This is a genomic window from Burkholderia sp. AU15512 (assembly GCF_002223325.1).
Taxonomy (GTDB): domain Bacteria; phylum Pseudomonadota; class Gammaproteobacteria; order Burkholderiales; family Burkholderiaceae; genus Burkholderia.
Genome location: NZ_NKEX01000008.1, coordinates 52,717 through 76,043 on the forward strand (window position 1 = coordinate 52,717; position 23,327 = coordinate 76,043).

At 64.4% G+C, this 23,327-nt stretch carries 16 protein-coding genes; 12 read left to right on the plus strand and 4 right to left on the minus strand.

Annotated features, from left to right (window positions below):
* Positions 1 to 5 precede the first annotated feature (5 nt).
* From CFB43_RS32540 to CFB43_RS32550, 3 genes are all read right to left on the minus strand, one after another.
* Positions 6 to 3,146: an efflux RND transporter permease subunit gene (locus CFB43_RS32540; protein ID WP_089498266.1), complete on the minus strand. Its 3,141-nt coding sequence runs from the start codon at positions 3,144 to 3,146 to the stop codon at positions 6 to 8.
* Positions 3,143 to 4,261 (minus strand): efflux RND transporter periplasmic adaptor subunit, encoded by a 1,119-nt coding sequence (locus CFB43_RS32545; RefSeq protein WP_089498267.1) that lies wholly within the window; start codon positions 4,259 to 4,261, stop codon positions 3,143 to 3,145. Before CFB43_RS32545 ends, CFB43_RS32540 begins: the two co-directional genes overlap by 4 nt.
* 82 nt (positions 4,262 to 4,343) lie before the next feature.
* Positions 4,344 to 4,961, minus strand: coding sequence for a TetR/AcrR family transcriptional regulator (locus CFB43_RS32550; protein WP_089498268.1), 618 nt, complete (start codon positions 4,959 to 4,961; stop codon positions 4,344 to 4,346).
* A gap of 77 nt (positions 4,962 to 5,038) precedes the next feature.
* On the opposite strand from CFB43_RS32550, the gene CFB43_RS32555 reads away from it, so the two are divergent.
* Both CFB43_RS32555 and CFB43_RS32560 read left to right on the plus strand, forming a co-directional pair.
* Positions 5,039 to 6,499, plus strand: coding sequence for an efflux transporter outer membrane subunit (locus CFB43_RS32555; RefSeq protein WP_089498269.1), 1,461 nt, complete (start codon positions 5,039 to 5,041; stop codon positions 6,497 to 6,499).
* An 88-nt stretch (positions 6,500 to 6,587) separates the two neighbouring features.
* Positions 6,588 to 6,989: a TetR/AcrR family transcriptional regulator gene (locus tag CFB43_RS32560; protein WP_226274151.1), complete on the plus strand. Its 402-nt coding sequence runs from the start codon at positions 6,588 to 6,590 to the stop codon at positions 6,987 to 6,989.
* Between the two features lie 432 nt (positions 6,990 to 7,421).
* Here CFB43_RS32560 and CFB43_RS32565 read toward each other — a convergent pair whose 3' ends face one another.
* Entirely contained in the window at positions 7,422 to 8,627 is a 1,206-nt protein-coding gene (locus CFB43_RS32565; protein WP_179254787.1) for an IS110 family transposase, read from the minus strand.
* 519 nt (positions 8,628 to 9,146) lie between these two features.
* Between CFB43_RS32565 and pepN the strand changes: the two genes are divergently transcribed.
* From pepN to CFB43_RS32615, 10 genes are all read left to right on the plus strand, one after another.
* On the plus strand, positions 9,147 to 11,840 hold the full coding sequence (pepN, locus tag CFB43_RS32570; protein WP_089498271.1) for an aminopeptidase N: 2,694 nt from the start codon (positions 9,147 to 9,149) through the stop codon (positions 11,838 to 11,840).
* Between the two features lie 604 nt (positions 11,841 to 12,444).
* Entirely contained in the window at positions 12,445 to 12,936 is a 492-nt protein-coding gene (locus CFB43_RS32575; RefSeq protein ID WP_071335583.1) for an RNA polymerase sigma factor, read from the plus strand.
* 42 nt (positions 12,937 to 12,978) lie between these two features.
* Entirely contained in the window at positions 12,979 to 13,953 is a 975-nt protein-coding gene (locus tag CFB43_RS32580; RefSeq protein WP_089498272.1) for a FecR family protein, read from the plus strand.
* Positions 13,954 to 14,417: 464 nt separating this feature from the next.
* Positions 14,418 to 16,712, plus strand: a complete 2,295-nt coding sequence (locus CFB43_RS32585) for a TonB-dependent siderophore receptor (protein ID WP_089498273.1) — start codon at positions 14,418 to 14,420, stop codon at positions 16,710 to 16,712.
* A 107-nt stretch (positions 16,713 to 16,819) separates the two neighbouring features.
* Positions 16,820 to 17,485, plus strand: a complete 666-nt coding sequence (locus tag CFB43_RS32590) for an energy transducer TonB (protein WP_179254955.1) — start codon at positions 16,820 to 16,822, stop codon at positions 17,483 to 17,485.
* A gap of 30 nt (positions 17,486 to 17,515) precedes the next feature.
* Complete coding sequence (locus tag CFB43_RS32595) at positions 17,516 to 18,241, plus strand: MotA/TolQ/ExbB proton channel family protein (protein ID WP_089498275.1); 726 nt, start codon at positions 17,516 to 17,518, stop codon at positions 18,239 to 18,241.
* A gap of 1 nt (position 18,242) precedes the next feature.
* Positions 18,243 to 18,653 carry an ExbD/TolR family protein gene (locus tag CFB43_RS32600; protein ID WP_089498276.1) on the plus strand — a complete coding sequence of 137 codons (411 nt, stop codon included), beginning with the start codon at positions 18,243 to 18,245 and terminating at the stop codon, positions 18,651 to 18,653.
* Between the two features lie 17 nt (positions 18,654 to 18,670).
* Entirely contained in the window at positions 18,671 to 19,981 is a 1,311-nt protein-coding gene (locus CFB43_RS32605; RefSeq protein WP_089498277.1) for a thioredoxin family protein, read from the plus strand.
* Positions 19,982 to 20,006: 25 nt separating this feature from the next.
* Positions 20,007 to 21,473: a metalloprotease TldD gene (gene tldD, locus CFB43_RS32610; RefSeq protein ID WP_089498278.1), complete on the plus strand. Its 1,467-nt coding sequence runs from the start codon at positions 20,007 to 20,009 to the stop codon at positions 21,471 to 21,473.
* Positions 21,474 to 21,535: 62 nt separating this feature from the next.
* The gene (locus CFB43_RS32615; protein WP_089498279.1) at positions 21,536 to 23,302 is read left to right on the plus strand and encodes an ABC transporter ATP-binding protein/permease; all 1,767 of its coding nucleotides are present in this window, start codon (positions 21,536 to 21,538) and stop codon (positions 23,300 to 23,302) included.
* Positions 23,303 to 23,327 lie beyond the last annotated feature (25 nt).

The window sequence follows — 23,327 nt, forward strand, 5'->3', positions numbered from 1 at the left end:
CGTAATCAATCGCGCGCGTCGAGCGCGGGCTGAAGTGCGGGCTCGCCCGGCGATGCCGCTTCATGGCCGCCGTGGCGCGCGGCGGCGGACTGACCCGGCCGGATCCTGAACCAAATCGCATACATCGCCGGTAGGAACACGAGCGTGAGGACCGTCCCGGCGAACGTGCCGCCGATCAGCGTGTACGCGAGCGTGCCCCAAAACACCGAATGCGTGAGCGGAATGAACGCGAGCACCGCCGCCATCGCGGTGAGAATCACCGGGCGCGCCCGCTGCACGGTCGCTTCGACGACCGCGTGGAACGGATCCAGCCCCGCCTGTTCGTTCTGGTGGATCTGGCCGATCAGGATCAGCGTGTTGCGCATCAGGATCCCCGACAGCGCGATGAGGCCGACCAGCGCATTGATGCCGAACGGCTGTCCGAACAGGATCAGCGTCGGCACCACGCCGATCAAGCCGAGCGGGCTCGTCATGAACACCATCACCATCGCGGAGATCGAGCGCACCTGGAAGATGATGATGACGAGCGTGACCGCCAGCATGATCGGGAAGAGCGGCAGCATCGCCTTCGTGGCCTTGCCGGATTCCTCGATGGAGCCGGCTTCCTCGATTCGATAGCCGCTCGGCAGCGCGGCGACGATCGGCTTAAGCTGCTTCGTGATCGCGGCCGACACGTCCGGCGGCTGCAGGCCGTCGGCGATGTCGCCGCGCACCGTGAGCGTCGGCACGCGGTCGCGCCAGCGCATGATCGGCTCCTCCATCCGCACGTCGACCTTGCCGACCTGTGACAGCGGGATGCGCTGCCCGTTCGCGCCGGCGAGCGTGAAGTCGTCGAGCCGCGCCGGGTCGAGCCGCGCATCGCCGCCCGAGCGCGCGATCACCTGTACGGTCCGGATATCCTCGCGCACCGCGGTGACGGGCACCCCGGTCAGCAGGAACTGCAGCTGCTGCGCGACCGCGCTGGAGGTCAACCCGACTGCCTGCAGGCGGTCCTGCTGCAACGTGAAGTGCAGCGTCGGCGCGCGCGTGCCCCAGTCCGCATTGACCGTGCGCATCATCGGGCTGCCGTTCATCACACGCTCGACATCCGTCGCGATGCCGCGCAGCGTGTCCGGATCGGGGCCCGTGATCCGGTAGGCCACCGGGAACGGCGAATACGGACCGAACACGAGCTGCGTCACGCGCACGCGCGCGTCGGGCGCGAGGCCGTCGGCGATGGCCCGCCGCAGGCGCGCCTTCAACGCGTCGCGCTCGTCCTGGCTGTCGGTGCGGATCACGATCTTCGCGAACGACGGATCGGGCAGTTCCGGCCCCATCGCCAGATAAAAACGCGGCGCGCCCTGGCCGACGTACGCGGTGACGATCCTCGCTTCCTTCTGCTTCGCGAGCCACGCCTCGACCTTCGACGTGGCGGCGCTCGTTTGCGAAATCGACGTGCCGTACGGCATCTGCACCTCGATCAGCACCTCGGGGCGATCGGAGATCGGGAAAAACTGCTTCTTGACGATCGCCATGCCGAGAATCGCGAGCACGAAGAGGGCGACGACCGACCCGGCGACGAGCCATTTGCGGGCGATCACGCGCGTCAGCAGTTGCCGGAAGCGGTTGTAGCGGGGCGTGTCGTAGATCGCATCGTGGCCGCCTTCGAACTTCTTGAGGTTCGGCAGCATCTTCACGCCGAGGTACGGCGTGAACGCGACGGCGACGACCCACGAGGCGATCAGCGCGATCCCGACGATCCAGAACATGTTGCTGGTGTATTCGCCGGCGGTGGAGCGCGCGAAGCCGTTCGGCATGAAGCCGACCGCGGTGACCAGCGTGCCGGCTAGCATCGGCGCCGCCGTATGGCTCCACGCGTAGGCTGAAGCAGCCACGCGGTCGTAGCCTTCCTCCATCTTCACGACCATCATTTCGATCGCGATGATCGCGTCGTCGACCAGCAGCCCGAGCGCGAGGATCAGCGAGCCGAGCGTGATGCGGTCGAAGTTCTTGCCGGTGGCGGCCATCACGACGAACACCACGGCCAGCGTCAGCGGCACGGCCGCGGCGACGACGAGGCCCACGCGCCAGCCCATGCTGACGAAGCTCACCAGCATCACGACGAGCAGTGCGGCGAAGAACTTGACCATGAACTCGTCGACGGCCGAGCTGATGTTCACGGACTGGTCGGTGACCTTGGTCAGGCTCATGCCGAGTGGCAGCGCCGCGTTGATCGCACCGACTTCCCGGTCCAGCGCGCGGCCGAGCTCGAGCCCGTTCCAGCCGTCGCGCATCACGACGCCGAGCAGCAGCGCGGGTTCGCCGTTGTTGCGAATCAGGAACGTGGACGGGTCTTCGTAGCCGCGCTCGACGGTCGCGATGTCGGACAGTTTCAGCGTGCGGCCCTGTGCGACGATCGGCGTGTCGCGAATCTTCTGCAGCGTGTCGAACGCGCCGTCCACGCGAATGAAGATCTCCGGCCCGCGCGTCTCGACGGAGCCGGCCGGCGTCAGCAGGTTCTGGCCGTTGAGCGCGGCGAACACGTCCTGCGGGCTCACGCCGAGCGTCGCGAGCCGGTCATGCGACAACTGCACGTAGATGCGCTCCGCCTGTTCGCCGATGATGTCGACTTTCTTCACGCCCGGCACATGCAGCAGGCGCTGGCGCTGCGTCTCCGCATCGCGCACCAGCAGGCGCTGCGGTTCGCCCTTGGCCTTCAGCGCGAACAGCGCGAACGTGACGTCAGCGTATTCGTCGTTGACCAGCGGTCCGATCACGCCGGCCGGCAGATCGTTCGTCACGTCGCCGATCTTCTTGCGCGCCTGATAGAACTGCTCCTGCACCTCGGACGGCGGCGTGCTGTCGAGCAACGTCAACGTCGTGAACGCGAGGCCGGGGCGCGTGTAGGTTTCGCTGCGGTCGTACCAGCGCAGCTCCTGCATGCGCTTTTCGATCTTTTCGGCTACCTGGTCGTGCATTTCCTGCGCGGTCGCGCCCGGCCATGCGGTGACGATGGTCATCACCTTGACGGTGAAGGCCGGGTCTTCCGCGCGGCCGAGCTTGAAGAACGACACGAGCCCCGCGAGCGAAATCAGGCAGATCAGGAACAGCGTGATCGCGCGTTCGCGCACAGCGAGCGCCGACAGGTTGAAGCGGCGTTCGCTCACGGTCGTGCTCCTTTGCTCGCGAGCGTGGCGGCCGGTGCGGCCACGCGAACCACATCGCCGTCATGCAGCAACTGCGCACCGAGCGCGACGACCCGCTCGCCTTGCCTGAGTGCGCCGGACACGCGCGCGCTGTCGTCGTCCAGATGCTCGACCGTGACCGGCCGCCATCCCACCTTGGCCGGATCGCCTGCGACGACCCACACGCCGGGCCCTTTGCCCCCGTCCAGCAGCGCGCCGATCGGCACCTGCAGGCCGGCCTGCGGCGTCGCGCGTGCGTCGTCCGGTAGGCGGATCGTGACGGTCGCGCCCAGCGGCGCGGCAGCCAGCGGGCCTTGCAGCACGTAGCGCGCCTCGAACGTGCGCGTACGCGCATCGGCGGTATCGGAGAGCTGGCGCAGCGTGGCGGGGACACTCGAGCCCGGCTTGCCGAACAGCTCGGCCTGCGCGACGGAGCCGACCGCGGGGCGCAGCGTTTCCGGTAACTGGATCACGGCTTCCCGGCTGCCGGCGTGCGCGAGCCGCACGACCGGCTGGCCGGCGCTGACGACCTGGCCGGGCTCCGCGAGCGTGTCCATCACGACGCCGTCGCCGTCCGCGACGAGTTCCGCATAGCCGGTCGCGTTGCGTGCGACGCCGGCGTCGGCCTCGGCGGCGCTCAGCTGGGCTTTCGCCGCATCGGCCGCTGCCTTGACCTGGTCATAAGCGGAGGCCGATATCGCGCCGGTGCCGCGCAGGTCGCGGTAGCGGGCTTCGTCCTCGGCGGTCTGCCGCGCGCGTGCCCGTGCCGCGGTCACGGCTTCGTCGCGTGCGCGCGCCGCGAGCTTCAGGTCGACGGGATCGATCCGCATCAGCGGCTGGCCGCGCCGGACGGTTTGTCCGGTATCGACGAGTCGCTCCAGCACCTTGCCGGACACCCGGAACCCGAGGTCGCTCTGCACGCGGGCGGCGACGGTGCCGGTAAACGAGCGGGACGCGGGCGCGGCTGCCTGGACGATGGCGGTACGCACGAGCGGCGCCTCCGTGCGCGGATCGGAAGGCGCTTTTCCGCTGCAGGCGGCTAGCGCGAGGGGCAGTGCGGAAGCGACTGCGAGGAGAGCGAGGCGACGCCGAACCATGAAAGACCCACTGACGAAGTGATCGGGGCTTTCATTGTGTATCTAGTGACCAATATAGTCAATGGTCACAAATGGTGTCGGTTCAAGGGGCGAGGCTGCGGAGTACCAGGCTCGACAGCTGCGCGGGCGCGGCGTCGGTCGTGTCGAGGTTGTATTGCAGCAGCAGCGGATTCAGGTACGGCCGCATCACGAGGTAGATCGCCGTCGCGGTTTCGTCCAGCGGCGTCTTGCGCTCGAACTCGCCGCTTTGCCGGCCCGCCTGCAGCACCTCCTGCAGCAGTTGCTGCACGCGCGCCTCATAGGCCTGCACCGACTGCCAGTTGCCGGTGGCGGCCGACGCGGCGATGTCGTACAGCTTGCGGTCGCGGAAGAACAGCCGCAGGCTCGCTTCCGTAAAGACCTTGAACATGCGCCGCAGCTTTTCGGTGGGCCGTTCCGCTTCGGCGACGGCGGTGCGCACGTCGGTTTCGATTTCGTGCAGGCAGTTCGCGCAGATCATCTCGCCGATCGCCTGTTTCGATTCGAAGAACTTGTAGATATAGGCCTTCGAGAAACCGATGGACTTCGCGAGGTCGGACACGGTCGTCTTCTCGTAGCCATACCGGCTGAAGTGCTCGGTGGCGGCAGCCACGATCTGATCGCGCACGTCGTGATCGGCCGGGCCGCGCGCGGGCGCGGGGGAAGCGGTGGTTTCTTTCATGGATTGCGGCTGGCAGGGATGGACAACGAGTGACTATTTGGTATTATAGTCACCACCTGATCTTGGCTGAAACCGTCATGCTACCGAAACCCATCGTTGCCGCGGTGCTCGCCGCGCTCCTGTCGGCGGGATGTGCCGTCGGTCCCGACTACGTGCGCCCGGACATCGCCATGCCGCAGCGCTTCCAGGGCCAGAGTGCCGTGGAGCAGCGGCGCGCGGCGGCCGAGGCGGAGCTCGCGACTTGGTGGACAGGCTTCGGCGATCCGCAGTTGACCCGGTTCGTCACGCTCGCGCTCGCGCAGAACCTCGATCTCGCGCAGGCCGCGGCACGCGTCACGCAAGCGCGTGCCGGGCTCGGTGCGGCCAATGCAGCGCTGTTGCCTTCGGGCAATGTGACCGGTCAAGCCGCGCGTGTCTACCAGTCGGTCGAAACGCCGTTGGGGCGCGTGCTGAATTCCACGCCCGGTTTCGACCGTCACGGCAGCGACTACGAGGCCGATTTCAACGCGAGCTGGGAGGTGGACGTGTTCGGCGGGTTGCGCCGTGGGCGGGAAGCCGCGCTCGCCGACTATCAGGCCTCCGAAGCAGCGGCGGTCGCCACGCGCCTTGCCGTGGCCGCGCAGACGGCGGACATCTACATCACGATTCGCGGGTTGCAGGGCCGGCTGAAGGTCGCGCGGCATCAGGTGCAGACCGAACAGGATCTGTTGTCGACCATCAATCTGCTGTATGGAAAGGGGCTCGCGGCGGAGCTTCAGGTCAGGCAGGCCGAAGGTGCGCTCGCTCAGGTTCGTGCCACGGTGCCGGTACTCGAAGCGGCGCTGGACGCGGCGATGAATGCGCTCGACGTGATGCTCGGCTCGCAACCCGGTACGTATCGAGCGGAATTGCTCGACGGCGGTGACGTGCCGGTTGCACCGCGGATCGCGGCGACGGGAACGCCGGGCGAACTTCTCAGGCGGCGGCCGGACCTGATCGTCGCCGAGCGGCGCCTTGCGGCGTCGAACGCGCGCATCGGCGTGGCCATTGCCGAGTATTACCCGAAGTTCTCGCTGAGCGGGTTGATCGGCAGCGCGACGACGATGGGCGCGGGCAACCTGTTCGCCGGCGGCGCGAACCAGGCTGCCGGCGTGCTCGGCCTGCGCTGGCGTTTGTTCGACTTCGGGCGCATCAATGCGCAGATTGCCGACGCCAAAGGGAAGGATGCCGAAATGCTGGCCGCGTATCGGCTCGCGGCGCTGCATGCGACCGAGGACGTCGAGAACGCGTTCTCGGCGCTCGTCAAACGCGACGAACAGGCGGCCGTGCTCGCCGACGGCGTCGAATCGCTCGGCCGCGCGAGGGCCGCGTCGTTCGCGGCATACCAGAAAGGCGTCGTCAGCCTGATCGAGGTGTTGCAGGCCGATGAAAGCCTGCTGCGTGCTTCGGACGAGCGCGTGCAGGCGAAAACGGAAGCGGCCCGGGCGTCGGTGGCTGCGTTCAAGGCGCTCGGCGGAGGATGGCAAGGGCCGGCGCCTGAGGCCGTCGCCGGTCGATAACGGCCGAACGTGCCGACGCGTTGGCGGGGGGACGTCGTCGTCACTGTTCTTGGTGCGATACGTACTCTGGAACATGCGGCCCACGCGGATGACACGTGCGGAAAGCCGCTCACTCACCCGTCGGGATCTGCTCGATGCTGCCGCGCCGTGCATCGCCGAGAAGGGACTGGCGGCATCGAGCGTCGAGGACATCGTGGCGCGCGCCGGGTACACGCGCGGCGCGTTCTACTCGAACTTCAGGAGTACGCGTGAGCTTTTCGTCGAACTGCTTCGCGTCAAGCATCGCGACATTCAAGACAATCTGGAGACGTTAATGCAGGATGCCGCGGTATCGTTCGAGCCGTTCAACAGCAGTTCGCCTTGCTGTATGCGCGCTGCCATTCGAGCAACGTCGACTCAGTCGTTTGGGCCGAGATCCGCCTGCAGGCAGGGCGCGATGTGTACTTGTGCGAGCATGTGGAGGCCACGTGTGTTGATCGACGCGACATGATTGCGCACTTCTTGGATCACGGCGGCGAGCATCGCAGCACAAGAGCAGCGGCCCCGTCCGCCGATCGTGCGCTTATCCTGATCGCGATCATGGATGGCCTGCGGTACTTGGGGAGATCGTAATCTCCATGCATGTTTTCGGTTAGAGCGATCTAACGGGGTGCTGGCCAGGCCAAAGTAGGGTGTTGTGAATGACGCGCGCTGAGCACCGCTCGGCGCGTGCGGCGGCCATCCAGGCCCACCATCGATACATCGTGCCGTACGAAACCTGGCTCCAAAGCATGCGGATCGTGTCGCGGGCATGAGGGCGCCCGACGACACTATGACCCGGCTTCCGAGCCGGTCTTTTTTGTGTCTGGCGGCAGCTCGGGGTAATTGCGGACGGCTGCAGGGGCGTCAAGGTTTGTGGAGGGGGGTGCCCCTATGTCCTTCGTCAAGCGTTAGGGGCGGACTTGGGTTGGTAAATGGTGCCGTCGCGCAGCATGGCGAACAGGACGTCGCAGCGTCGCCGTGCCAGCGCGATGAGTGCTTGGTTGTGGCGCTTGCCCTGCTGGATCTTGCGCGCGTAGTAAGCCCGCGAGACAGGATCCCGCAATGCCGCGAAGGCGGATAGGAACAAGGCGCGCTTGAGCACCTTGTTGCCGCGTCTGGATGGGTGCTCACCACGGATGGATGAGCCTGAGCGCCGGGTGACCGGGGCAAGACCAGCGTAGGCCGCCAAGTGGGCGGCCGAAGCGAACGCTTTATGCGCGACCTCGGTCAGGAGTCTGGCGGCGGTCCTGACGCCGACTCCCGGCATGCTGGTCAGGACCGGCCAAAGAGGGTGAGCAAGCACCAGTCGCTCAACTTCGGCGGCGACCTCGTCACGTTGCTTACGCAAGGCCGCAAGCTGCTGGGCCAAGCGAGGCATGACGATGGTGGCGGCTTGCGTGCCGGGCACGGTCACGGCTTGTTCGCTGAGTGCCTGAACGATCTCGGTCGCCAAGCCTTTGCCCATGCGCGGTGCGAGTTTGGTCAGGCGGTTGGCGAGCGTCTTCTCGCTGGTGGCGGCAAGCGCGGCTGGCGACGGGTAGCGCTCAAGCAGATCGAGTACCGCTGGATGATCGAGGCGCGGTCCGAGAACGCGTTCGAGAGCGGGATGGATCTGGGTGAGCAAGCCGCGAATGCGGTTGCTGGTTTGAGTGACTTGGTCGGCGAGATCGTCGTCGAAGCCGCACAGCATGGTGAGTTCGGCGAGCTGCTCGTCGGCCAACCGAAGCGAGCGCAGTGTGTGCGGCATCGAGCGAGCGGCTTCGGCAATGATCGCGGCATCGCGGGCATCGGTCTTGGCTTCGCCTGCATGTAGGTCGGCGATGCGGCGCATAGCCAGTCCCGGCAGATAGGCGACGAGTACGCCTTCGGCGCGGGCGACGGCTACAGGAAGCGCGCCGATGGTGGATGGCTGATCGACGACGAATAGCAGTTGACCCTGAGTCTTGAGCTCGGCGATGAGGGCTCGCAGCTTGGCCTCGTCGTTGGGTAGCGCCTTGTTGTACAGGCGCTTGCCGTTCCGATCAAGCGCGACGGCATGATGCTGGCCTTTACCGACATCGACGCCGATGAAGACATCGACGGCGCCATGTTGTTGAGTGTCTTGCATCGAAGTATGAGCAGAGTGAACGGATTGGCCTGCAACAACGGTGGCAAGTCTCGGCATCCACGTTACGGACGGCGTCGGGATATCCCGGCCAAACCCCTATTAGCGATCACCAGCCACCCACCAGGCCCGGTGACAACACCCCCCGGATCATGACTGCGACTGGGGGCGAGAATCATGCCGGGCCTGGCTGGCCAAAGCCCCAATTATCGGGGCGTGAAGATAGTAACGGGGCGTCTGCGGCATTTAATAGTTTCAGTCAATGGAATCGAGTTCTGAATCCGAATTTCCAATTGAATGCGACTGGTCCAATGGCCGTTCTGAATCGTCTTAAGCGATTCGGAGCACGCATCGAATGTGCGAGCGCGGCGCGAGTGCGTTTCGCGCACGGCGCGATGCTCAGGTGCGTGAAGGTCCGATCAGGCGTCGCGTTTCGTGTTGACCGCTTGATCGTTCCTGGCGCATCAGCCCAAGCCGATGCGAGCAATGTCAGAGCGAGAACCCCTTTCCTGAAGCATGACCATGGCTGAAAACATCGCCCAAACCGTGATCCGCCGCGCCGACTACACGCCGCCGGCCTTCCTCATCGATGCCGTCGCGCTCGAATTCGATCTCGCGCCGGCCCGTACGATCGTCAGGAACACGATGCGCGTGCGTCGCAATCCGGACGCCGCGCCCGCACCGCACCTGGAGCTGATGGGCGAAGCGCTCGAATTCGTCCGCGCCTGGCTGGATGGCGCGCCGCATGGCGCCGTGCGCGCGCACGAACACGGGTTGACGGTCGAGAACGTGCCCGAAGCCTTCGAGCTGACGCTCGAAAGCGCATGCGCACCCGACCAGAATACGACGCTGTCCGGCCTCTACGTGTCGAGCGGCAACTTCTTCACGCAGTGCGAAGCCGAAGGCTTTCGCCGCATCACCTATTTCCTCGACCGTCCGGACGTGATGGCGTCGTACACGGTGACGCTGCGCGCCGACAAGGCCGCGTACCCGGTGCTGCTGTCGAACGGCAACCTCGTCGATTCGGGCGACCTGCCCGACGGCCGCCACTTCGCGAAATGGGAAGACCCGTTCCGCAAGCCGAGCTACCTGTTCGCGCTGGTCGCGGGCAAGCTCGTTGCGATCGAGGAGAAGATCACGTCCGGCTCGGGCAAGGAGAAGCTGCTGCAGGTGTGGGTCGAGCCGGCCGATCTCGACAAGACGCGTCATGCGATGGATTCGCTGATCCACTCGATCCGCTGGGACGAGCAGCGCTTCGGCCTCGAGCTCGATCTCGACCGCTTCATGATCGTCGCGGTGGGCGACTTCAACATGGGCGCGATGGAGAACAAGGGGCTCAACATCTTCAACACGAAGTACGTGCTGGCGAACCCCGAGACCGCGACCGACACCGACTTCGCGAACATCGAATCGGTGGTCGGTCACGAGTACTTCCACAACTGGACCGGCAACCGCGTGACCTGCCGCGACTGGTTCCAGCTGAGCCTGAAGGAAGGCCTGACGGTATTCCGCGACCAGGAGTTCTCGGCCGACATGGCCGCGGGCGACGACCTCGAATCGGCGGCCCGCGCGGTCAAGCGCATCGAGGACGTGCGCGTGCTGCGCCAGCTGCAGTTCGCCGAGGACGCGGGCCCGATGGCGCATCCGGTGCGCCCGGAAAGCTACGTCGAGATCAACAACTTCTACACGATGACCGTCTACGAAAAAGGCTCGGAAGTCGTGCGGATGTATCAGACGCTGTTCGGCCGCGACGGCTTCCGCAAGGGGATGGACCTGTACTTCAAGCGCCACGACGGGCACGCGGTGACCTGCGACGACTTCCGTCACGCGATGGCCGACGCGAACGGGCGCGACCTCGCGCAGTTCGAACGCTGGTACAGCCAGGCGGGCACGCCGCGCGTGTCGGTGCGCACCGCGTACGACGCGGCCGCGCGCCGCTATACGGTGACGCTCGCGCAGGGCTACGGCGACGCGTCGCCGGCCGCGCGCGACACGCAGCAAGGGCCGCTGCTGATTCCGTTCGCGATCGGCCTGATCGGCCGCGACGGCCGCGACCTGCCGCTGCGTCTCGACGGCGAAGCCGCAGCAGCAGGCACGACGCGCGTGCTCGACTTCACCGACACCGAGCAGACCTTCACGTTCGTCGACGTGCCGGAACAGCCGCTGCCGTCGCTGCTGCGCAATTTCTCGTCGCCGGTGATCGTCGAGTACGACTACAGCGACGACGATCTCGCGTTCCTGCTCGCGCACGACAGCGATCCGTTCAACCGCTGGGAAGCCGGCCAGCGCCTCGCGACGCGCGCGCTGCTCACGCTCGCCGCGCGTGCGGCCGCGAACGAGCCGCTCACGCTCGGCGAGAACTTCGTCGCCGCATTCCGCCGCGTGCTGACCGATGAAAGCCTGTCGCCGGCATTCCGCGAACTCGCGCTGACGCTGCCGTCGGAAACCTACCTCGCCGACCAGATGGCCGAAGCCGATCCGGCCGCCGTGCATCGCGCGCGCCAGTTCGTGCGCCGCCGGCTCGCCACCGCGCTGCGCGCGGAATGGCTCGCCGCCTACGCGCAGCACCAGACGCCCGGCGCCTACGAGCCGACGCCGGAGGCCTCCGGCCGCCGCGCGCTGAAGAACCTCGCGCTCGCGTATCTCGCCGAACTCGAGGATCCGGCCGATGCGGTGCGCCTCGCGACCGCGCAATACGATGCGGCGAACAACATGACCGATCGCGCGGCAGCGCTCGGTGCGTTGCTGTCCGCCGCGGCCTCCGGCGCGACCGAACCGGCCGAGCATGCGCTCGACGACTTCTATCGTCGCTTCGAGAAGGAAGCGCTCGTGATCGACAAGTGGTTCGCGATGCAGGCGGCACAACGCGGCACGCCCGCGCAGCCGACGCTCGCGAAAGTGCGCAAGCTGCTCGCGCACCCGGCGTTCAACCTGAAGAATCCGAACCGCGCGCGCTCGCTGATCTTCAGCTTCTGCGCGGCCAACCCCGCGCAATTCCATGCGGCGGACGGCTCGGGCTACGCGTTCTGGGCCGAACAGGTGCTCGCGCTCGACGCGATCAACCCGCAGGTCGCCGCACGCCTCGCGCGCTCGCTGGAACTGTGGCGCCGCTTTACGCCGGCGCTGCGCGATCGGATGCGCGAAGCGCTCGAGCAGGTCGCCGTCGGTGCGAAATCACGTGACGTGCGCGAAATCGTCGAGAAGGCGTTGGCTTGACGGTTGGACGCGTCGGCGATTTCAGTTGATCCGGTGGTGCGGGATTCCATGTGTCGTGCAGATCGATGGCCAATGCCGAAGGCGGCGGTCACGTATCTGCCCATCATGTGCGGAGCATTTGTCACCGAATGGATTCTTCCGTGACGGAAGACGCCGGCGCCCCCGCATCGCTCGCGACAGGCGTGACGCAATCACATGGTCATACTAATTTTAATTCGGAAGATTTCAATTCGTATGTCGAATTTATCGATGTAACGACGAAGCGATTCCGAATAAAAATACTTTCCATATTTCTTTCGCGAGATCGTACCGCTTATCGCGAGGGGTTTCTTTTCAGGCTTGTCAGAAGTCGTTGCGCCGGGATTTATGCGTTCCTAATTCGTCATATCAAGTGAAACGTAATATATCGGGAGGGCGGTAGGAAATTATGTCGCGACAAAAGTGAAAAGCGCCCAAAAAAAGAAATTCATTCTAAATTGGCGTCGCTATGATGATGTCATCTTAGGGGCGAACGCTTGAAATTGATTTGGTCAGATCACGGCGCGGCAGCCGGTCAATTCTTACGATCTCCATGTATCGCTGGATGTGGGACGGAGCAACGCAAATGGCTAGCTTTATCGATGATCTCTTGCGGGGCTACGCCGACCTCCGCCGTGTTCTCACCCGGGAGTTGAGCGCCGACGATGCCGCCGATATTGCGCAGTCGTCCTTCGAGCAGGTGCTCCGCTATGCGGGGCAGCGCCCGGTTGAGTCGCCGGCTGGCCTGCTGTTCGCCATCTCGCGCAACCAGCAGATCGATTCCGCTCGACGCAGGAAGCGTGTACCGCACCAGTCGCTCGACGACGTCGACGGACTCGCCGACCAGTTGCCCGTATCCGAACTGACGCCGGAGCGACGCTATGCCGCGCGTCAGCGGATGGAGATTCTCGGCAAGGCGCTGGATGCGTTGCCACCCCGTTGCAGGGAGGCATTCGTGTTGTGCAAGTTGCACGGTCTTTCGTATGACGAGACCGCGCAGGAGATGGGAATCAGCACGACCGTCGTGCGCAAGTACCTGGTCCAGGCGATGAAAGAATGCAGAATCGCCTTGCTGTAGAATGAATCATTCGATTCGCTACGGATTGTGCCATTTTCAACGATGACATGGACCGAGTCGCAAAAGGACGAGGCTGACGAACTCCTCGTAACGATCCATTTTGGTCGCGGCGAGGAGCGAACCCTTGCGCGTGCTGCGCTCCAGCGCTGGGCTGGAGACGATCCGAAACGTCTGGCGTATATCGCCGAGCATATGAGCGTCGACCGAGAGGTTGACACTTTCGTGCACGAACTGCGCGGTCGCTACAGGCGTCATCTTTCACCCTCCCGGGAAGCAGTGGTGCGGCGCGCGCCGAGATGGCCCGCAATCGCGAGTGCGATCGGTTTCAGTGCGTGTGCATTCGCCGTGGCCGCATGGGCGGTCAATCCGGTACTGTCGGAGCAGCGTTTTTCGTCGGCTGTCGGTGAGCAGGTCGACGCCGCTCTGGATGACGGCAGCCATGTGCGCCTCAACACCGCGACGTCGATACAGTTCGTCAATCGGCTCCGGTCTCGTGAAGTGACGATGCTCGAAGGCGAGGCGCTCTATGCCGTCAAGCACGATTCCCTGCGTCCTTTTCATGTGATTGCCGGCGCGACCGATATCCGCGACGTCGGCACGCGCTTCTCCGTACGCGTTCGTCCCGCCGATGTGGACGTCGCGGTACTGGAAGGGCGCGTCGAGCTGTCGCTCCGCTCGGGCGGCCCCGTCGCCGATCTCGACGCGAACGAAGCGGCGAGGGCAACCGGAACCCAGATCGTCGAAGTATCCGACAGGCAGGAATTCGACGCGATGGTGAGCTGGAAGGATCGGCGCCTGCAATTCGACGGTACGCCGCTGTCCAGCGTCATACACGAATTGCAGCGGTACCGGGTCGCCCGCATCGTGCTGGCGGATAACGTCGCGGCGCGGTTTCGCGTGACGGGCGGGTTTTCAATTTCGGATCCCGATGTTTTGCTGAGATCGTTGCCCATGGTCGCCCCCGTGACGGTGAAGTTTCAGCCGGACGGGACCGCCGTGATCGCATCGCGTCGATAGCGTCGCTTCCGCGTGTTGCTGCTGCCGTCAATGTCCGCGCCTGACGAGGCGACGCCGGCGTTACACGTCCTCGCATAACGAAAACGCCGAAGAATGCTTTCGCGCTGGCAAGAGGCCAGCTGTCCATCGATCGGGCCTGGTCTGCGATCGTCGCAGCACCCGGTGCGCCCAAGCACGGACGCGCGCTCGTCATCGAAGCGCGATATCTTCCAGCAGCGCTTCACCCCAGTCCTCACAACTTGCCTCTGCCGAGCGGCTTCGTGATGGCGACATACAACCGACAAGCCGTTCTTTTGCGCGCGTGCAGGCAGCGCGACTCGAAAGCATTTGGCTATCGTCGCGATGAAAAATTTCAATAGCACGCGGCTGGTCTTTTTTGCTCCCTGCGTCGTCTTTAGTGGTGAAGCCTGACCGATAGCAACGTCAAGGCTCAATCACATCTTTGCACTGACAGAGAGGGGACAATGAAGCAATTCAAGCAGCCTGTGGCAAGGGCGTTGGCAAGGCATGTGGCGGCCAGTGTCGTCGGCATGGCGAGCATTTCGTTGTACGCGCAAACGTCGATCAATTTGCCCGCGCAGTCGCTTTCCACGACATTGTCGCAGCTCGCTCGCGAGGCCGGCGTCAATATCCTCGCGCCCGACAACATCGTGGCGGGCCGCGCCGCGCCGGCGGTGTCGGGCATGCTGACCGTGAATGACGCGTTGGCGCGCCTGTTGAACGGCACGGGTCTGCGCGTCGAGCAAGTGGACGCCAAGACTTACGTCATCAAGCGGTCCGACCCACCGCCTTCGCCGGGCGCATCGAAGTCGGGACAGGATTCAGTACTCCCGACGATTACGGTCAGTGAAAGCACCAGCAGCGCCAGCCTCGATAAGGGTTTCGTCGCCGATTCGACCAGCACGGCGACGCGCACCGATACGCCGATTTCGCAGACCGCGCAGTCGATTCAGGTCGTCACGAAGGACCTGCTCGACAGCAAGCAGACTCAAACGGTGTCCGAGGCACTCGCCAACGTGAGCGGTGTCACGGTGCAGGACTGGGGTAACGGTGCTCAAGTCAGTGTCCGGGGCTTCACAGCGGCCACGATGAGCAATGGCCACAACGATACGGGGTCCAGCAATTCGCTGGATATTCCGGTGGCCGGCGTCGAAAGAATCGAAGTGCTCAAAGGTGCCGACTCCATTCTGTCGGGAGCCATGGTTCCGGGGGGCGTGGTCAACATCGTGATCAAAAGACCGACCGCCGAAACCGTTCGGCAGCTGACGCTGCAAACGGGCTCCTACGGCGACTGGATGAGCTCGATCGATCTGGGTGGCGCACTGACGAGCGACAAGTCGCTCCGCTATCGGTTCGTCTTGTCCGCCGAGCGAGCCGGGGAGTCCTTCGGCGGTTACGATGGCCAGAGAAACTTCTACGTCGCGCCGTCGATCGAATGGAAATCGGGTAACACGGACATCGTTCTCGGCTACCAGCATCAGGTGGTCAACCGACCGCCGATACAACTGACACAACCTCGGGTCGGAGACGACCCGCTGCCGATCCATTCGCGCAGCACGCCATCCCAGAATTCGCTGAGCCAGATGGACACGCTGTCGGTCGATTTCACACAGCAACTCGGATCGATCTTCAAGTTTGAAAGCAAGGCGCAATATCAGGCGTCGACTTTTTCCCAGCGTGATTTCTATGATCCGATCGGCATCGGATCCGGGAAGACCGTTTTTTTGGGCTTCAATGACCACTCGCGTTCCTACGGCTTCGACCTGGACAATCATCTGCAGGCGAAGTTTTCTTTGGGCCCGGTCAAGCAAACCGTTCTCGTGGGCGTGAGCAACAGCGTCTATTGGACAGATTTCACCAGTTTGCCCATGAAGTTTCTCGTTGCCCCATTCCCGCTGGCTTCGGCACCGCCCATTACCGGGACGTCGCAATATTCGGGCAGCCCCGTCAAATCGTACTCGTCCACGGTCTACTTCCAGGATCAGATTACCTGGGACAGGCTGCATATCCTCGCGAGCATCGCTCGCGGAACGGTATGGGGCACCAATACGGCCTCTCAATCGCAATGGTCGCCGAACCTCGGCATCCTTTACCAGCTCACGGATAACGTCGCCGTTTATGCAAACGCGTTGCGCAGTTTCTACCCGCAATATGGAACGCTTCTGCTGGATGGCAGTGTGCCGCCTCCACAAATCGGGCGATCGGTCGAGGCAGGCTTCAAGTTCAACTTCTTCGACGATCGCCTGAGCGCAACGGCCGACGTATTCAGAACGGCGCAAAGCAACGTCCTGGTTGGCATTCCCGGCACGAATTTCTCCACGCTCGGCGGCGGCATGGTGGTACGCGGCGCAGAACTGAGCGTCACCGGCCGTCTGTTGCCGGGGTTGAACGTTTTCGCGAACTACACCTTCAGCAATCAGCAGCAAATCACGGACGGTGTGAGCGAAGTGCCGCGTCATAGCGGCACGATCTGGATGACCTACGACCTGCAGGGCGAGCGTTTGCATGGGTGGGGCGTCGGTGCGGGCGTCGAAGCGCGCAGCGGCTATCAAGTGTCGAACTCGCGCCTCGGGGTATTCAAGGCTCCGGGGCAAGCGCAGACCGATGCGAGCGTGTATTACCGCGCGAAGCAATGGACGGCGACCCTGGGCGTCAAGAACCTGTTCAACCGCACCCTCTATCAGAACCAGATGACTTCAGCGATCGTCGGCCTGCAGCCGGGCCGACTGATTTACCTGACCGGACGCTATAACTTCTGAGGCATGTCGTGGATAGTTCGATCGTATTGCCGTCAAGGTACGCATCCGGCCCCGCAGCAGCGGGCCGGGAGGTTCGTATCGGTTATGGCCGGCCTGTCGCAATGGGCGTGGCGGTGGCGCTTCATGCATTGCTGCTGGTCGCGTTCTGGAAGGCCGACGTCCATCTCGACCTGCATGCCGGGAAGCTCGCGTCGGCCGGATCGTCGATCAGCGTGACGCTGGTGAACACGCCGCAACCGACCCCGACGCCCGTTCTGCCGCGGCCACCCGTCAAGCCGGTGACGCGCAAGCCGCCCGTGCCGCACCGCGCGCCCGTGCTCGCCACGCATCACGACGCACCGCGTGCGGCCCAGGCGGCGACCCCGCAAGCGCATGAACCGGAACCGCCGGTGCCTACGCCGCCCGCCGTCCAACCCGTCGAGACAAGCGCAAAGAGCACCCCGTCGGCGCAGCCGGCAGCCGCGCAGATGATGGCGCTCGCCGGCGGGCAGGACGCCAAGAGCGTGGCGCACGTTTCATGCGACATCGAGCGGCCGCCGTATCCCGCGCTTGCACGCCGGCTGAATCACGAAGGCAAGGTGGTGCTGCGCGTGACGATCGGCATCGACGGCCGCATCACGGAGGCGACGACCATCGAATCGAGCGGTTTCGAAGAACTCGATGCGGCCGCGCGTGCCGCGATGCTCGCCGGGCATTGCAAGCCTTACCTGGAGAACGGGACGCCGATCGTCGTTCGTGCGCTTCAACCACTTGAATTCAGATTGGACAACTGAGCTGCAAGCAGCTCGTCGAGGAGTACAGCAATGAACTACGGAATCGCAGACATCGTAAATCGTGGCGACACGATCAGTCACGCCATCGCGCTGGTCCTGGTCGTCATGTCGCTGACGTCGTGGGCGGTCATGCTCTACAAGGGCGCGCAACTGATCCGCATGAGAAGGCAGAGTAAAGCCGCCGAGCGAAAATTCTGGCAGGCGGGTTCGATCGAGGAAGGGTGTGCGGCACTGGGTCGCTTCGACCACAGCAACCCATACCAGAATCTCGCGGAGGCCGCGCGTGAAGCATCGGAGCGACATAACGATACGCACCTGAAGGAAGTGCTCTCGCCGGACGACTGGCTGCAGCGCTGCCTGAGCGTGGCGCTCGAAGAGCAGGTTGCCCGAATGGCGAGCGGCCTTGGGGCGCTTGCATCGGTCGGCAGCACGGCGCCGTTTGTCGGCCTGTTCGGCACTGTCTGGGGGATCTATCATGCGCTGCTCGGCATCAGCGAGGCGGGGCAGAGCAGTCTCGCGCAAGTGGCCGGGCCCGTCGGCGAATCGCTGGTCATGACCGCGTTCGGCCTGTTTGTCGCGATCCCGGCCGTGCTCGGCTACAACGCGGTGTCCCGCGGCAATCGCATGATCGTCCACAAGCTCGCGCGCTTCCGCCACGAGTTGCACGCGTATCTGATGAACTCGGACCGTCATCGCACGGCTTCCGTGCGCGTGAAGATCGAGCAGAAACGCGTCGCGACGGTCGAGGAGAACTGACATGGCGTTCTTTGACGACAGCCACGACGACGTCATGAGCGACATCAACATGACGCCGCTCATCGACGTGATGCTCGTATTGCTGATTGTGTTCATGGTGACGTTGCCGGTGATCAATCACGCCGTCAAGCTCGACTTGCCGAGTGCGAACAGCAGTCCGAACGATACGCGGCCCGCGCACGTGAGTTTATCGGTCGACGCGAGCGGCACGGTGCTGTGGGACGAGAAGCCCGTTGAAGCCGATGCACTGGATGCCCGGCTGAATCAGGCGGCGGCCCAGCAACCGCAGCCGGAGATCGAGCTGTATGCCGACCGGGCCGCGCGTTATGAATCGGTGGCCAACCTGCTTTCGGCGGCCCAGCGCGCAGGCCTCGTGAAAATCGATTTCGTCACGCAGCCGAAATCAAAATAAATTTAGGAATATGAACGATGTCAATTCTTGATACGACCGCCGCGACGCTGCTCGACGACGTGTCGGGCGAAACAGCCGTACTCGTGGATTTCTGGGCGCCGTGGTGCGGACCTTGCCGCGCGCTCGCGCCTCATCTGGATCGGCTTGCGAAGGACTATGAGGGGCGACTGAAGATCCTGAAGCTGAACATCGACTCCGAGCCGGACGGCGGCAAGAAATTCGGCGTGCGGGCGATTCCGACGCTGATCTTTTATGCGAACGGCAAGGAGCACGACAGGCTGACCGGACCGTCGACCATACGGATGCGCATGACGATGGAGAAATGGTTCGCGCAATGCGGACTGGAGACGCCGGAATCGGCCGCGAGCGAAGCCGGAAGCGACGAGCCGGAAGCCGTCGCGGTCGATGCACCGGCCGCGGCATGGTGCAGCTTCGGCGGGGATGAAGCGCACAAGGATCGATGCATCAGCCGCTATCACGAGCTTTCGGACGCGCAGCGCGGCAGTGAGCGCGTCCAGGAACCGTCGACGCGGCTGGCAGGCGCCCGGGGGCAGTTCGAGGAGGTTGTCGGGGTACCACGGCAGTTCGGAGAACTCGTCGATTCGATCTGGATGTTCCTGAGCCGAGTCAAGGACGGTGCGGAAGAAGCCGATGCGACGGCGCTGAAGATCTTCCACGCCATTCCGGTGGGCGCGAATCTCGCGCGAGCCGCGACCGACGTTCTCCATGAACTCGTTTACCACTCGCGCTGGGAGATCACGCAGTACTTCACGGCCGAAACCGAGCGCGGCATCGTGTTGCGCATCAAGGCAGCGCACGCGCGCGAGCGCGCCGGCGAGAAGATCGCGGCAAAGGAATGGGAGGTGTTGCAGCGCGCGGCGGTGATGCTGGGCGTGGGCGACGGATCGGCCGACCTTGAGGCAAGCCAGATGCTCGAGGGCTTGGCCGGTCCCATGTCGGACTGGTCGGCCAATGGGAAACTCCACATGATCCTGAAGTACGTGAATCGGGAGCTTCGCCGCAAGGCCGATTGGCGTGACGACGAAGAGCAGAAAATCACCGCGATGCTCGAACGCGCTACGGAACAGGTACACAGCGAGATCGGAAGTGCGCCGCGCGACGACGCCGCAGCGCGGGCGGCATGGGTGTCGGCCTTCATCGAGCGCCGCGGGGCATTCATTCAACAGTGCCGGGAGCAGGACCCGGACCTCTGGAAGCGATACGACGTCGTCAGCATGGATAGCGTGCGGCAAGCCGCAATCGTCTGTGCGGATGTCGCGGAATCCCTGTTGACGTGGCTGAGCGCGAACGCTCCCCGTTCTGTTTGAACCTCTTTCCTTCCTTCGATTATTCATGATCTCTGTTGATCCCTCCTTGCGCAATCTGATCGTCGCAAAGGACATTCTGCTGACGCCCTACGGCGTCGACGAGAGCCTGCTCACGCGCACGATCGCCGACATCTTCACGCATCGCGTCGACTACGCGGACCTGTACTTCCAGGCACGCCGCAGCGAAGCATGGCGCCTCGAGGAAGGCATCGTGAAATCGGGCAGCTTCAGCATCGATCAGGGCGTCGGCGTGCGCGCGGTCGCGGACGACCGCACCGCGTTCGCGTTTTCCGACGACCTCTCGCCCGCGGCGATCGCGCAGGCGGCCGCGGCCACCAAGGCGATCGCGGCGGCCGGCGGCGGCATGCAGAAGGTGACGGCGGACGCTTCGCTGAAGAGCGTGACGGGTCACGACCTGTATCTGCCGTCCGATCCGCTCGCGTCGCTCGACGCGACGGCCAAGGTCAAGCTGCTCGAGCGCATCGAGCAGATGGCGCGCGGCCGCGACCCGCGCGTCACGCAGGTGATGGCGGGCCTCACCGGCGAATACGACGTCGTGCTGGTCGCGCGCAGCGACGGCGCGCTCGCGGCCGACATCCGCCCGCTCGTGCGTGTGTCGGTCACGGTGCTCGCCGAGCAGAACGGCCGCCGCGAGAGCGGCTCCGGCGGCGGCGGCGGCCGCTTCGACTACGGTTACTTCACCGACGACGTGCTGTCGCGCTACGTCGATGACGCGGTGCACGCGGCGCTCGTAAACCTCGACGCGCGCCCCGCGCCCGCCGGCACGATGACCGTCGTGCTCGGGGCCGGCTGGCCCGGGATTCTGTTGCACGAAGCGATTGGCCACGGCCTCGAGGGCGACTTCAACCGCAAGGGCTCGTCGGCGTTCGCCGGCCGCATCGGCGAGCGAGTCGCCGCGAAGGGCGTGACGGTGGTCGATGACGGCACGGTGCCGAACCGCCGCGGCTCGCTCAACGTCGACGACGAAGGCAACCCGACGCAGCGCACGACGTTGATCGAGGACGGCATCCTGACGGGCTACATCCAGGACACGCTGAATGCGCGCCTGATGAAGATGTCCGTCACCGGCAATGCGCGGCGCGAGTCGTACGCGGCGCTGCCGATGCCGCGCATGACGAACACGTACATGCTGAACGGCGACAAGGATCCGCAGGAAATCATCGCGTCGGTGAAGAACGGCTTGTATGCGGTCAATTTCTCCGGCGGCCAGGTCGACATCACGAGCGGCAAGTTCGTGTTCTCGGCGTCCGAGGCGTACATGATCGAGAACGGCAAGATCACCTACCCGGTGAAGGGCGCGACGCTGCTCGGCAGCGGCCCGGAATCGCTGAAGTACGTGAGCATGATCGGCAATGACCTGTCGCTCGACAAGGGTGTCGGCACGTGCAGCAAGGAAGGCCAGGGCGTGCCGGTTGGTGTCGGCCAGCCCACACTGCGGCTGGACGAGGTCACGGTCGGCGGAACGCATTAAGCCAGGATCGATGCGGCCCGCTTCGACGGACTTTCGCGCCCGATCAATGTACGAATAAAGACATGCTCACTGCCACCACGCAAGCGGACCCGAAGGACTACAGTCTCAACGGCCGCTTCTTTCGACGTTTCATCGACATATCCCGCCCCTACTGGACGAGAGCCGGCGCATCGCGCTCATGGCTGGCGCTCGGCATCTTCATCGCGTTCTCGCTGTTCGAGATCCTGCTTGGCGGCAAGGTCTCGATCCTGACCCGGCAGATGAGTGACGCGCTGGTGGGGCGCCACGAGCTGTCTTACTGGCGCCTGTTCCTGCTCGTGACATCGATCGGCCTGGTCATCAACAACGGCATCCTCAGTCAGTTCTTCGATTTCGTCTACACCCGGCTCGCCATCCACTGGCGCGCATGGATGACGAATGACCTGATGTCGCGATATCTGGGGGCCCGAACGTACTACCGGATCGAACAGGATGGCGACGTCGACAACGTCGACCAGCGCATTCAGCAGGAAACGGGGCCGTTCTGCAACATGGCGGCGATGTTGCCGCGCATCGCCATCTATTCGGCCGGCACGTTGGGCATCCAGGGCTTGCTGCTTCGTCAGATTTCCCCGCTCTTGTTCTACGGCGTCATTGCCTACGGCATCATTTCCGCCGTGGTGACGTGGCTGCTGTACCGGCCGCTCATTCGCCTGAATTTCGACTTGACCGTTTCCGAGGCTGAGCTTCGCTTCGGTATCCTGCATGTCAGGAGCAATGGCGAGACGGTCGCGCTTTACCGCGGCGAATCCGCCGAGGCGCGCAGCGTGGCGCGACGGCTGGACAAGGTCGTGGATATCGCGAGGGGCACGGCGCGCTACGCCTTCATCATGCGGTCGACCGAGTCGCTGGTCGGCGTCGTCTGGACGCTGTTGCCGGTCGTCATCCTCGTGCCGCTCTACTTCAGCGGCAAGATCAGTTTCGGCGTGGTGACGCAAGGAACGGCGTCGGCAACGCTGCTGCTTCAGGGCATCCAGCGCGTGACGACGTTCATGCCGATATTCGCGTCCGCCGCGCCCCATGTGGTGCGGCTTGCCCAGATCGTCGAAAAGGCGGATGCGGTGAACGCAGCCCGTGCCGATCGCGCGGAAACCATCGCATATCAGGAAGGCAACGCGATTCAACTGACGCGTCTTACGCTCCAGACGCCTGGCCGCGAGCGCACGCTGCTGCGAGGATTGAGCCTGGCAATCGGCTGGGGCGAGCACTTGCTGATCATGGGGCAAACCGGCGTCGGCAAGAGTTCGTTGCTCCGTGCCGTGGCGGGACTGTGGAGAACGGGCAGCGGAACGATCACGATGCCGCCGCCGCAGGATGTGTTGTTCCTGCCGCAACGTCCGTACATGCTGCTGGGAAGCCTGCGCGAGCAGATCCTGTACCCGGAGACGGAAAGCACGCATACCGATCAACAGCTCCAGGCCTTGCTGGAGCAGGTCAATCTGCCGGATCTCGCCCACAGGCATGGGGGATTCAATACGGTGATCGATTGGTCGAGAGTGCTGTCGTTGGGAGAGCAGCAGCGGATCGGCTTCGCGCGCGCACTGGCTGCGCGCGCCCGTTACGTGTTTCTCGACGAGGCAACGAGCGCTGTCGACCTGGCCACCGAGCAAGCGCTGTATCGGGCACTCGCGCTGGCCGGTGCAACGTACGTCAGCGTCGGCCACCGCGATTCGCTGCTGGCGTACCACCGGAATGTACTCCGGCTTCAGGCGGAGGGCGCGTGGCAATTGCTGACGGCGGAGCAGATGCAACGAGAAACCGATCGCGTGAAGAATGAAGACGCCGCGTGACGGGCGATTCGGCAACCCTTCGCGG

Coding starts and splice junctions, on each gene's coding strand:
- CFB43_RS32545 (WP_089498267.1), bottom strand. CDS start 4,261: ATGGTTCGGCGTCGCCTCGCTCTCCTCGCAGTCGCTTCCGCACTGCCC.
- CFB43_RS32550 (WP_089498268.1), bottom strand. CDS start 4,961: ATGAAAGAAACCACCGCTTCCCCCGCGCCCGCGCGCGGCCCGGCCGAT.
- CFB43_RS32555 (WP_089498269.1), top strand. CDS start 5,039: ATGCTACCGAAACCCATCGTTGCCGCGGTGCTCGCCGCGCTCCTGTCG.
- CFB43_RS32560 (WP_226274151.1), top strand. CDS start 6,588: ATGACACGTGCGGAAAGCCGCTCACTCACCCGTCGGGATCTGCTCGAT.
- CFB43_RS32565 (WP_179254787.1), bottom strand. CDS start 8,627: ATGCAAGACACTCAACAACATGGCGCCGTCGATGTCTTCATCGGCGTC.
- pepN (WP_089498271.1), top strand. CDS start 9,147: ATGGCTGAAAACATCGCCCAAACCGTGATCCGCCGCGCCGACTACACG.
- CFB43_RS32575 (WP_071335583.1), top strand. CDS start 12,445: ATGGCTAGCTTTATCGATGATCTCTTGCGGGGCTACGCCGACCTCCGC.
- CFB43_RS32580 (WP_089498272.1), top strand. CDS start 12,979: ATGACATGGACCGAGTCGCAAAAGGACGAGGCTGACGAACTCCTCGTA.
- CFB43_RS32585 (WP_089498273.1), top strand. CDS start 14,418: ATGAAGCAATTCAAGCAGCCTGTGGCAAGGGCGTTGGCAAGGCATGTG.
- CFB43_RS32595 (WP_089498275.1), top strand. CDS start 17,516: ATGAACTACGGAATCGCAGACATCGTAAATCGTGGCGACACGATCAGT.
- CFB43_RS32600 (WP_089498276.1), top strand. CDS start 18,243: ATGGCGTTCTTTGACGACAGCCACGACGACGTCATGAGCGACATCAAC.
- CFB43_RS32605 (WP_089498277.1), top strand. CDS start 18,671: ATGTCAATTCTTGATACGACCGCCGCGACGCTGCTCGACGACGTGTCG.
- tldD (WP_089498278.1), top strand. CDS start 20,007: ATGATCTCTGTTGATCCCTCCTTGCGCAATCTGATCGTCGCAAAGGAC.
- CFB43_RS32615 (WP_089498279.1), top strand. CDS start 21,536: ATGCTCACTGCCACCACGCAAGCGGACCCGAAGGACTACAGTCTCAAC.